We start from the raw sequence: 11,827 nt of genomic DNA on the forward strand, positions 1-11,827 counted from the left end.
CAGGACGCTTACTGGAGGCGACTCTCCAGCCAGGCCGGCACGCTTGCCAATGCACCCGGCAGGGCAGCGACATCGTTGCCGCCGGCCTGGGCCATGTCGGCACGACCGCCTCCCTTGCCGCCGACCTGGGAAGCCACGTGGTTGACCAGTTCGCCGGCCTTCACGCGTCCGGTCAGGTCGTCAGTGACGCCGGCGATCAGGCTGACCTTGCCAGCCTCCCTGTCCGCCACTCCGAGCACCACGATTCCCGAGCCCAGCTTGTTCTTGAGCTGATCGAGGACGCCGCGCAGCTCCCTGGCGGACACTCCCTCGAGACGAGTGGCCAGCACCTTGATGCCGCCGATCTCGCGAGCCTGGCTCAGCATGTCGCTGCCGGCGGCGCTGGCCAGCTTGGCCTTGAGCCGCTCGAGCTCCTTTTCCAGGGCGCGATTGCGCTCGACCAGCGACTCGACGCGCTCCTCGACCTGCTCCGGCTTGGCCTTGAGCCGTTCGCCGATGCGATTGACCCGGGCTTCCTGCTCACGGAACCAGGCGAGCGCTCCTTCGCCGGTGATGGCCTCGATACGGCGCACGCCCGAGGCGATGCCCTGCTCGCTGACGATATGGAAACAGCCGATGTCACCGCTGCGCGTCACGTGAGTACCGCCGCACAGCTCGATGGAGAAATCGTCGGCGCCGATGGTCAGCACGCGCACGCTATCGGCGTACTTGGCCTCGAACAGCGCGGCGGCCCCCTTGGCCTTGGCCTCGTCAAGGGTCATCTGCTCGATGAGCGTCGATGCGTTGGCCAGTACCTGTTCGTTGACCAGACGCTCCACCTCGGCCAACTGGTCGGACGTCATGGCCTCGAAATGGCTGAAGTCGAAACGTAGACGTTCGGGCGTGACCAGCGACCCCTTCTGCTGCACGTGGTCGCCCAGAACCATCCTCAGCGCCTTGTGCATCAGGTGGGTCGCCGAGTGGTTGCGTACCGTGGCCGCACGCAGCCTGGCATCGACCTGGGGACGAACCTCGGCGCCGACCGCCAGTCCGCCCTCGAGCAGTACGCCGTGATGCAGGTGGTGCCCGCCCTGCTTCTGTGTATCGGTGACCAGGAAACGCCCACCCTCGACATGCAGATAGCCGGTGTCACCCACCTGCCCACCGGATTCGCCATAGAACGGCGTGCGGTCGAGCACCACGAGGCCACGCTGCTCGGGTTCGAGTGACGCCAGCGCATTGCCTTCACGGTCGACGATGGCGGTGACGATAGCGCGATCCTCGAGCCGGTCGTAGCCGGTGAACTCGGTTTCGCCTTCGAGCGCCAGTGACGCACCGTAGTCGGCACCGAACTGGCTCGCCGCCCGGGCCCGCTCGCGCTGGGCCTCGAGATGACGCTGGAAACCGGGCTCATCGAGAGTCACGCCCCGCTCGCGGCAGACATCGGCCGTCAGGTCATAGGGGAAGCCGAAGGTGTCGTAGAGCTTGAAGACCGTCTCGCCGGGCAGCACGTCGCCATCGAGCTCCTCCAGCGCTTCCTCGAGCAGGCTCATGCCGTGCTCCAGGGTACGGGCGAACTGTTCCTCTTCCTTGAGCAGGACGCGCTCGATCTGGTGGCGTGCCTCGCGCAGCTCCGGATAGGCCTCGCCCATGACCACGTCGAGCGCACCCACCAGCTTGTGGAAGAAGTTGCCCTTGGCGCCGAGCTTGTGCCCATGGCGAACGGCACGACGAATGATCCGGCGCAGCACGTAGCCACGCCCCTCGTTGGAAGGCAGTACGCCATCGGCGATGAGGAAGGCGCAGGAGCGGATATGGTCGGCGATCACCCGCAGCGACGGCGTGGTGGTATCACCATGGCCGGTGGCCCTGGCCGCAGCCTCGAGCAGGTACTGGAACAGATCGATCTCGTAGTTGGAGTGCACGCCCTGCATTACCGCAGCGATGCGCTCCAGACCCATGCCGGTGTCGATGGAAGGCTTGGGCAGCGGATTCAGGTTACCGGCCGCGTCGCGGTCGAACTGCATGAAGACCAGATTCCATATCTCGATGTAGCGGTCCCCATCCTCCTCGGGGCTTCCCGGCGGCCCACCCCATACCTCGGGGCCATGATCATAGAAGATTTCCGAACAGGGCCCGCAGGGGCCGGTATCGCCCATCTGCCAGAAGTTGTCCTCGTCGAGCTTCGAGAAGCGTGACGGATCGATACCCACCTCGTCCTTCCAGATGCACTCGGCTTCGTCATCGCTGATATGCACCGTCACCCAGAGCTTCTCTTTGGGCAGCCCGAGGGTCTCGGTGAGGAACGCCCAGGCGAAGCGAATGGCGTCACGTTTGAAGTAGTCGCCAAAGCTGAAGTTGCCCAGCATCTCGAAGAAGGTGTGGTGACGTGCGGTGTAGCCGACGTTGTCCAGGTCGTTGTGCTTGCCGCCGGCCCGCACGCAGCGCTGGGAAGACACCGCCCGGACATAGGGGCGCGGGTCGCGGCCCAGAAAGACGTCCTTGAACGGTACCATGCCGGCATTGGTGAACAGCAGGGTCGGATCGGTGCCCGGCACCAGGGAGCTGGACGGCACGGTGATATGGCCATGCTCCTCGAAGTAACTCAGAAATGCCTGTCTGATGTCTGCGCTTTTCATTGGGTATCCGTGGCGATAAGCATGGTGACCCGGCGGGCAGGCGAGAATCCACGGCCAGACGATCAGGCCGAAAAGGCACGCCGGAGCGCACAGAAGCGCCACCCGGGGCGTTCGCAAAGGGGGATATTATAACGTAGTTGTCAAGCGACTGAAGAGTAGGGGCAGCGACGGGCTTAAATCAGTCGTCGTGCCAGGCATGGGCAAGGGCGTGGCGGAGCTGTTCGAAATCGAAGCCGCGGCTGGCCAGGAAGCGTTCGCGACGCGCTCGCTCACGGGGGGTGTCGCCGGGCCCTGCAAAGCGTCGCGCCAGGGTCACGGCGGCCAAGGCGAGCCAGTCTGCCTCTCCCTGCCGTTCGGCTTCGGCGAAGGCGGCCGCTATCCTGTCACGGTCGATGCCGCGACGAGCCAGCTCGCCGCGAATCTTCAGCGGCCCCTGGCCCCGAGCGATGCGCGAACGCAGGAACGTCTCGGCAAAGCGGGTATCCGATTGCAGGCCTTGCTCAACCAGGGCATCCAGGCACTCTCCGATCGCAGGCCCGGCATGCCCCTTCGCGGCAAGCCGCTCCGCCAGCTCGGCGCGCGAGTACTCGCGCCGGGCCAGCAGGCGAATGGCATCCTCCCGGGGGAAGGCCTCGCGGCCCGGAGCAGGCAGGCCCATCATGGCTTAGAGCAGGCTGCCTTCGTCGGCGTCATCGGCCAGCTCGGCAGTGGCTTCCTTCTCCTTGGGCTCTACTGTCGCCAGCAGCTGACCGCGGATCTGGCTCTCGATTTCCTCCATCACCGCCGGGTTATCCTCGAGGAACTGAGCGGCATTGGCCTTGCCCTGGCCGATCTTGTTGCCCTTGTAGCTGTACCAGGCACCCGCCTTGTCGACCAGGTTGCACTGCACGCCCAGGTCGACCACTTCACCGGCATGATAAATGCCCTTGCCATAGAGGATCTGGAACTCGGCCTGACGGAACGGCGGCGCCACCTTGTTCTTGACCACCTTGACCCGTGTCTCGTTGCCGGTCACCTCGTCGCCCGACTTGACCGAGCCGGTGCGGCGAATGTCGAGGCGCACGCTGGCATAGAACTTCAGTGCGTTACCCCCGGTCGTGGTTTCCGGCGAGCCGAACATCACCCCGATCTTCATGCGGATCTGGTTGATGAACACCACCATGCAGTTGGCGTTCTTGATGTTGCCGGTGATCTTGCGCAGCGCCTGGGACATCAGGCGCGCCTGCAGGCCGACATGGGAGTCGCCCATCTCGCCCTCGATCTCGGCGCGCGGGGTCAGAGCCGCCACCGAGTCGATGACGATCACGTCGACGCCGCCGGAGCGCACCAGCATGTCGCAGATTTCCAGTGCCTGTTCGCCGGTGTCGGGCTGTGAAACCAGCAGGTCGTCGAGATTGACGCCGAGCTTCTCGGCATAGCTGGGGTCGAGTGCATGTTCGGCATCGATGAAGGCGCAGGTCTTTCCCTGCTTCTGGGCCTGAGCGATCACCGACAGGGTCAGGGTGGTCTTGCCCGAGGACTCCGGCCCGAAGATCTCGACGACACGCCCAAGCGGCAGGCCACCGATACCCAGGGCGATATCCAGGCCAAGGGAACCGGTCGACACCGATGGCATGATCACCCGGGGCGTATCGCCCAGCCGCATCACGGTGCCCTTGCCGAACTGGCGCTCGATCTGGGAAAGGGCGGCATTCAGTGCCTTGGAACGGTTGTCATCCTGTGCCATTTGGCTCTCCTCGCAGAACGTATTTGCAAACGTGTCATGAATCCCGGCTTCGCCGGATGTCTTTACACAACCAGTCTTGTAAAACAAGACCTGCAAAACAATGGCGCTGGCGAGCCGGAATGGCACCCGCCGCCATACTGTATGATTGGCCAGTAGTATGGCGAAAAAATCGACGCGCGACTAGATGCAAACTCACTCTCGTGTCGACGTGGCTTCCACGTAGCGGATCAGGCCGACAATGGCTTCGCGCACAGCGCGCTCGCGCACGGCCCGCCGGTCGCCGGGAAAATGCCGTTCTTCGACCTGCTGCCGCTCGCCATTACCCCAGGCGAGCCATACCGTGCCCACTGGCTTGTCCACCGTTCCGCCACCGGGGCCCGCCACGCCGCTGACGGCCACGCCAAGCTGTGCGCCACTGTCACGACAGGCACCGGCCACCATGGCCTGGACCACGTCACCGCTAACGGCGCCCTGTTCCGCCAGCGTGTTTTCCGGCACCCCGAGCAGCCGAGTCTTGGCGGCATTGGAGTAGGTAACGTATCCGATCTCGAAGTAGTCCGAACTGCCGGCAACCGACGTGATGGCACTGGCCACGCCCCCCCCGGTACAGGACTCGGCAACGGTAAGCGTCACACCACGCTCACGACAGCGTCGGCCAAGACGCTCGGCCAGGGTGCTCAGGTCGAGATTGGCAAGACTGGAGGCACTATGGGACATGGAGATGCTCCTCGAAACGGATCGCGCTGTGCTCATTCATCGTATCACCTCACCGCCTGTCGACTCTTCGCAACGCATGAAGTTCTTCACCCGTCCTTACACCTTTTCACCCGACGCCCCCTTGCACTGCGGCAAATTGCACTGCGGCAAATTGCTGCAGGTCCCGCAATGTCGGTCGCAGTCTGTTTCTCGACGCCTTAGGATGGAATCTCGTATCACGAAACCGTAAGAGGGGTTACACCATGCTTCGCTGGATTGTCGTCGCTTTACTGCTACTCTTGGCCAGTTTTCCGGTTCTTGCCGCCGAGTGCGAGGTGGATATTGCTGCCACCGACCAGATGACCTTCGATACCGACGCCATTGAGATCAGCAAGAGCTGTGACACCTTCACCGTCAACTTGACCCATGAAGGCACCATGCCCGTGACTTCCATGGGACACAATTGGGTATTGGCCAAGGAGAGCGAGATAAATGATCTCGCTAGCGATGCCGTCGCTGCCGGGGCCGACCAAGGCTACCTGCCGCCCGACGATGAGCGCGTCATCGCCCATACCGATATGATCGGTGGTGGTGAAAACACCTCGGTCACCTTCGACGTGGCCAAGTTACAAGAAGACGAGGAATACCTCTTCTTCTGCAGCTTCCCCGGTCATTCCATGATGATGCGCGGCAGCGTGACTCTGGTCGACTGACCGGCAACCGAATCACCCACTGCCAGGGAGCGCCTGGGCGCTCCCTGACTTATATCATCGGACCACCTTCCCTGCCCCAGTGGCGCGATATCACCTCTCCGGCTTGTGCCGCCTGTCGAAACCGCCCCAGTCGGTTCCCGGCCCACTCCCGACCATGGCATGACACCTCCACCGACGCTCCACCAAAAACTCCAGCAGCGGCCACTGACACCGCCGCGCAAAGGCGCGGAGTTTTGCGTAGAATATCGCCTTCGCCTACGGTGCGCTGGGGCGACCAAGATCACGCCAGCGCATCATCCCAACCGACGCAACACCACGGGATCGCCATGAGCCAGGCCAGCCCTTCTCACACGCCGATGATGCAGCAGTTCCTGACAATCAAGCGCGAACACCCCGACGTGCTGCTGTTCTACCGCATGGGCGATTTCTACGAGCTCTTCTTCGACGACGCCAAGCGCGCTGCGGCGTTGCTCGACATCACCCTGACACAGCGCGGCCAGTCGGCGGGTAAACCGATTCCCATGGCCGGCGTCCCCTACCATAGCGCCGAAGGTTACCTCGCCCGCCTGGTCAAGGCTGGCGAATCGGTGGCGATCTGTGAACAGTTCGGTGACCCGGCCACCAGCAAGGGGCCGGTGGAGCGCAAGGTGGTGCGTATCGTCACCCCCGGCACCCTCTATGATGAAGCCCTGCTGGATGCCCGCCGCGACAACCTGCTGGTGGCCTTGCACCCCGTGGGGCACTGCTGGGGGCTGGCCTGGCTGGAGCTCTCCAGCGGCCGCTTCAGCGTGCTCGAAGTCGAGGGCGAAAGCGAGATGCTGGCCGAACTCCAGCGCCTGGATCCCGCCGAACTGCTGGTTCCGGAGAGCCTGATTCTGCCGTCCGGCCTGGAAGGCCGCCGGGGCCTGCGCCGCCAGAGCGACTGGCTGTTCGATCTGGAGGGCGCCACCCGCACCCTGTGCGACCAGTTCCAGAGCCAGGACCTGCGTGGTTTCGGCTGCGCCCACCTCGAGGCGGCCATTACGGCCGCCGGCGTACTGATCGAATATGCCCGGGACACCCAGCGCTCGCGCCTGCCCCATGTGACCGCCCTGGGTGTCGAGAGCCGCGATGATGCCGTCGTCATCGATGCCGCCAGCCGTCGCAACCTGGAGATCGATACCAATCTCGGCGGCACCGGCGACAATACCCTGGCCAGCGTGCTCGACACCACCGCAACCGCCATGGGTTCCCGGCTGCTCAAGCGCTGGCTCAACCGTCCACTGCGGGATCGTGTCCAAGTACAGAACCGACAGGCGGCGGTGGCCCTGCTGCTCGACCAGGAAGGCTTCGCTGCACCGAGAGACCTGCTAAAGGCCATCGGCGACGTGGAACGCATTCTGGCCAGGGTAGCGCTTTACAGCGCCCGGCCACGGGACCTTGCCCGGCTGCGTGATGCCCTGCTCGCCCTGCCGGCGCTACAGGGCGAGCTGGCCACCTTCAGTGGCGGCACCGCCCTGGACGATCTGCAACATCATGTTCGCCCCTACCCCGAGCTGGCCGACACCCTGAGCCGCGGCCTGATGGACAACCCTCCGGTGGTGATCCGCGACGGTGGAGTGATCCGCGAGGGGTTCGACGCCGAGCTGGATGAGTACCGCGGCCTTGCCGAGCATGCGGGCGACTATCTGGTCCAGTTGGAGAGCCGGGAGCGTGAGCGTACCGGCCTGCCCGGCCTCAAGGTCGGCTACAACCGCGTGCATGGCTATTACATCGAGATTCCCCGAGCCCAGGCCCAGGAGGCACCGGTCGACTATATCCGACGGCAAACCCTGAAGAATGCCGAGCGCTTCATCATCCCCGAGCTCAAGGAGTTCGAGGACAAGGCGCTATCGGCCAAATCTCGTGCCCTGGCTCGTGAGAAGCTGCTTTACGAGAGCCTGCTGGACCAGCTCAATACCGAGCTGGACGCACTGCAGGCCACCGGACGTGCGCTGGCGTCGCTGGATGTATTGGCCACTTTCGCCGAGCGCGCCCGGGCGCTCGACTTCGAGCGCCCTCGGCTGCTCGACACGCCCGGCATCGAGATCCGTGGTGGACGCCACCCGGTGGTGGAACAGGTCAGCGACGCTCCCTTCGTGCCCAACGATCTCGTCATGGACGATGGGCGAAGAATGCTGATCATTACCGGCCCCAACATGGGCGGCAAGTCGACCTACATGCGCCAGGCTGCCCTGATCACCCTGCTCGCCCATACCGGTAGTTTCGTACCGGCCGACCATGCCTGCATAGGGCCCGTAGACCGCATCTTTACCCGGATCGGCTCCAGCGACGACCTTGCCGGCGGTCGCTCCACCTTCATGGTGGAGATGACCGAAACCGCCAGCATCCTGCACAATGCCACTGAGCAGAGCCTGGTATTGATGGACGAGATCGGGCGTGGCACCAGCACCTTCGATGGCCTGTCCCTGGCCTGGGCCAGTGCCGAGCACCTGACCCGCACCCGAGCGTTCACCCTGTTTGCCACCCACTACTTCGAGATGACGGCACTGCCCGAGCAGGCCGAGGGGGTGGCGAACGTGCACCTCACCGCGGCCGAGCACAAGGACGGCATCGTTTTCATGCACCGGGTAGAGGAAGGTCCGGCCAGCCAGAGCTATGGCCTGCAGGTAGCCCAGCTGGCGGGGGTCCCACAGACCGTGATCGTACGAGCACGCGAGAAGCTGGCACAGCTGGAGCAGCAGGAAATCGACCAGGGTAGCCGTGTCCCGGCTCGCACGGATGGCGAGACGGCGCCCTTGCAGACCGACCTGTTCGCCAGCACGCCGCACCCGCTGCTGGAGGCGCTGTCGGGTCTCGACCCGGATGACCTGACGCCACGCCAGGCACTGGCACTGCTTTATGAGTGGCGCGAGCGGCTGTAGCGGCTTGCCCCGGTCGGAGCGCATGTCTAGAATGAAGCGTTTATCGATTTCAGGCTTCTAAAAAGTCTATTTCTTATAACCAGCAGGCCTAAGTGCCTGGCACCCAAATTACCATCACCCGGGCACTGCACACCCCGGCCCCTAGGAGGGAGACAGGCATGACATTTGTCGTTACCGAGAACTGCATCAAGTGCAAGTACACCGACTGTGTCGAGGTCTGCCCGGTGGACTGCTTCTATGAGGGCCCCAACTTCCTGGTCATCCACCCGGACGAATGCATTGATTGCGCTCTATGTGAGCCGGAATGCCCAGCCGAGGCCATCTTCTCGGAAGATGAATTGCCGGAAGGACAGGAGGAATTCATCGCCCTCAATGCCGAGCTGGCCGAGGTCTGGCCGAACATCTCCGAGAAGCAGGACCCGCCGGCCGATGCGGAAGAGTGGGATGGCAAGCCAGGCAAGCGCCAGCACCTGGAGCGCTGAGCCGGCCTGGATTCGGCACGCAAATCGCCGAATATCCGGCGATTCCACGAATGATACGCAAAAAGGCGACCCTAAGGTCGCCCGTTCCCAGCCGTCCCTGGACGGATCCTTCCGTCCTGTCTCCTGTGGCAACTTCCCTGCCCGGAAGCAACTTCCTGTTACACCGGGCGCACCACCTGTAATGCATCCCGTTGCATCCTGCCGGAGAGCTCTCCCGCTCTCCCTTGTCCCACCTGTATTGTGGCATTTCCGGCCTGGGACGCAAACGGCGCAAAGCATTAGACCGTTCTTGACCCAAGCTGAGCCGCCAAAAAAAATACTCGCAAAAACAACACTATTAAAAAAGGCCGACGCGATTGACGCCAGCCTTCCTGCTATGAATCAAGCTTGGAACGTCGCTTTTTTGTAGGCAATTTCCTACGTGGATAGTCGGCGATATCGCCGCTTCAACGGTAAAACATCGGCTCGAAAAAACTACTGTCCCCTGATGGCGGCACGCCCCGGATAGGCGGCCTGCCCACCCAGCTGTTGCTCGATCACCAGCAGCCGGTTGTACTTGGCCACGCGGTCCGAGCGGCACAGTGAACCGGTCTTGATCTGGCCAGCCGAGGTACCGACCGCCAGGTCGGCGATGGTGGTGTCCTCGGTCTCGCCGGAACGGTGGGAGATCACTGCGGTAAAGCCGGCATCCTGGGCCATCCTGATGGCATCAAGCGTCTCGGAGAGCGAGCCGATCTGATTGAACTTAATCAGGATGGAGTTGCCGATCTGCTCGTCGATACCACGCTTGAGGATGCGGGTATTGGTCACGAACAGGTCATCACCGACCAGTTGGACCTTGCTACCGAGCTTGTCGGTGAGCGCCTTCCAGCCATCCCAGTCGGACTCGTCCATGCCATCCTCGATCGACACGATGGGGTAGTCGTCACACAGGCCGGCCAGGTAGTCGACAAAGCCATTCGCATCGAAGGATTGGCCCTCCCCGGCCAGGTTGTACTGGCCGTCCCGATAGAACTCGGAGGCAGCGCAGTCCAGTGCCAGGGTAATATCGCGACCCAGCTCATAGCCGGCATCGGCCACGGCCTGCTTGATCACCGCCAGCGCTTCGGCGTTGGACGCCAGGTTGGGAGCGAAACCACCCTCGTCGCCCACGGCGGTGGCAAGTCCTCGGGCGGACAGCACTTTCTTCAGGGCGTGGAAGATCTCGGCGCCCATGCGCAGGCCTTCACGGAAGTTCGGCGCGCCCACCGGCTGAATCATGAACTCCTGGATATCGACATTGTTGTCGGCATGCTCGCCACCATTGAGGATATTCATCATGGGTACAGGCATGCTGTACTGGCCCGGCTGGCCATAGAGTTCGGCGATATGCGCGTAGAGCGGCACGCCCTTGGCGTTGGCAGCCGCCTTGGCGGCGGCAAGGGATACGGCGAGGATGGCGTTGGCGCCGAGCGTGGCCTTGTTGTCGGTGCCATCGAGCTCGAGCATGGCATCATCCAGGCCACGCTGATTCCGGGCGTCCATGCCCACCAGCCTGGTGCGAATCGCCCCGTTGACTGCCTCGACGGCTTTCAGCACGCCCTTGCCCAGATAGCGCGACTTGTCGCCATCACGCAGCTCCAGCGCTTCACGCGAGCCCGTGGAGGCACCGCTGGGCGCGCAGGCCACGCCCACTGCACCACTTTCGAGCCGCACGTCAACCTGCACGGTAGGGTTGCCGCGGGAATCGAGTACTTCAAGGGCGTGGATATCGACAATCTTGGTCATCGTGTATCGTCCTTTACTAATGGTCAGCGTTGAGTGGAGCAGTCGTGAACAGCCATCAATTTATCGTCAGCGCCGGCAGGCCCTTGACCAGATCATCGAGGGCCTTGAGCTGAGCCAGGAAGGGCTCCAACCGATCCAGGGGCAGCGCGCAGGGGCCGTCACAGAGTGCCGCGTCCGGATTCGGGTGGGCCTCCAGAAACAGCCCGGCCAAGCCCACGGCAACACCGGCACGCGCCAGTTCAGCCACCTGGGCTCGACGCCCACCGGCACTGTCGGCTCGCCCGCCAGGGCGCTGGAGAGAGTGTGTGACATCGAAAAAAACCGGGTAACCCGACTGCTTCATGTCACCAAAGCCAAGCATATCCACCACCAGGTTATTATACCCGAAGCTGGAACCGCGTTCGCAGAGCAACAGTCGGTCGTTGCCGGCCTCCTCGCACTTGCGCAGGATGTGGCGCATTTCATGGGGCGCCAGGAACTGTGGCTTCTTGATATTGATCACCGCCCCGGTCCTGGCCATGGCCACCACCAGGTCGGTCTGCCGGGCCAGAAAGGCCGGCAGTTGGATGATGTCGGCCACCTCGGCGACCGGGGCCGCCTGCCAGGGCTCATGCACATCGGTGATGATCGGCACACCGAACCGGGCCTTTACCTCGGCCAGCATCTCCAGCCCCTTCTCGAGGCCCGGGCCGCGGAAGGAGTGGATGGAACTGCGGTTGGCCTTGTCGAAGCTCGCCTTGAACACGAAAGGCATGCCGAGCCGGCCGGTGACATCGACATAGGTTTCAGCGACCTCGAGAGCCATCTCGCGAGATTCGAGGACATTCATGCCGCCCAGCAGCATCAGCGGCAAAGAATTGCCGGCCTCTAGGCCGGCAAATTCGATATGACGCTCCGGAATGTGATGGTCGGAAGCAGACAT

General features: G+C 63.3%; 9 protein-coding genes. 3 read left to right on the plus strand and 6 right to left on the minus strand.

The genetic code is table 11. The features are described from left to right. Nucleotides 1–8 precede the first annotated feature (8 nt). The 4 genes from alaS to C1H69_RS07085 all read right to left on the minus strand — a co-directional run bounded on the left by alaS (nucleotide 9) and on the right by C1H69_RS07085 (nucleotide 5,061). Nucleotides 9–2,618 carry an alanine--tRNA ligase gene (alaS, locus tag C1H69_RS07070; protein ID WP_102652702.1) on the minus strand — a complete coding sequence of 870 codons (2,610 nt, stop codon included), beginning with the start codon at nucleotides 2,616–2,618 and terminating at the stop codon, nucleotides 9–11. Between the two features lie 178 nt (nucleotides 2,619–2,796). Further along, nucleotides 2,797–3,276 (minus strand): regulatory protein RecX, encoded by a 480-nt coding sequence (locus tag C1H69_RS07075; protein ID WP_102652847.1) that lies wholly within the window; start codon nucleotides 3,274–3,276, stop codon nucleotides 2,797–2,799. 6 nt (nucleotides 3,277–3,282) lie between these two features. Next, nucleotides 3,283–4,344, minus strand: a complete 1,062-nt coding sequence (recA, locus tag C1H69_RS07080; protein ID WP_102652703.1) for a recombinase RecA — start codon at nucleotides 4,342–4,344, stop codon at nucleotides 3,283–3,285. Nucleotides 4,345–4,536: 192 nt separating this feature from the next. Beyond that, nucleotides 4,537–5,061, minus strand: coding sequence for a CinA family protein (locus C1H69_RS07085; protein ID WP_102652704.1), 525 nt, complete (start codon nucleotides 5,059–5,061; stop codon nucleotides 4,537–4,539). Nucleotides 5,062–5,303: 242 nt separating this feature from the next. Here C1H69_RS07085 and azu point away from each other — a divergent pair, with 242 nt between their 5' ends. From azu to fdxA, 3 genes are all read left to right on the plus strand, one after another. Continuing rightward, nucleotides 5,304–5,753: an azurin gene (azu, locus tag C1H69_RS07090; protein ID WP_102652705.1), complete on the plus strand. Its 450-nt coding sequence runs from the start codon at nucleotides 5,304–5,306 to the stop codon at nucleotides 5,751–5,753. A 326-nt stretch (nucleotides 5,754–6,079) separates the two neighbouring features. Further along, on the plus strand, nucleotides 6,080–8,656 hold the full coding sequence (gene mutS, locus C1H69_RS07095; protein ID WP_102652706.1) for a DNA mismatch repair protein MutS: 2,577 nt from the start codon (nucleotides 6,080–6,082) through the stop codon (nucleotides 8,654–8,656). Between the two features lie 158 nt (nucleotides 8,657–8,814). Continuing rightward, a complete protein-coding gene (fdxA, locus tag C1H69_RS07100) occupies nucleotides 8,815–9,138 on the plus strand; it encodes a ferredoxin FdxA (protein WP_102652707.1) in 324 nt (107 codons plus the stop codon). 474 nt (nucleotides 9,139–9,612) lie between these two features. On the opposite strand, the gene eno is transcribed toward fdxA, so the two are convergent. Both eno and kdsA read right to left on the minus strand, forming a co-directional pair. Further along, nucleotides 9,613–10,905 (minus strand): phosphopyruvate hydratase, encoded by a 1,293-nt coding sequence (eno, locus tag C1H69_RS07105; protein WP_102652708.1) that lies wholly within the window; start codon nucleotides 10,903–10,905, stop codon nucleotides 9,613–9,615. A 55-nt stretch (nucleotides 10,906–10,960) separates the two neighbouring features. After that, nucleotides 10,961–11,827 carry a 3-deoxy-8-phosphooctulonate synthase gene (kdsA, locus tag C1H69_RS07110; protein WP_102652709.1) on the minus strand — a complete coding sequence of 289 codons (867 nt, stop codon included), beginning with the start codon at nucleotides 11,825–11,827 and terminating at the stop codon, nucleotides 10,961–10,963.

It is taken from the genome of Billgrantia endophytica, from assembly GCF_002879615.1.
GTDB lineage: Bacteria > Pseudomonadota > Gammaproteobacteria > Pseudomonadales > Halomonadaceae > Halomonas > Halomonas endophytica.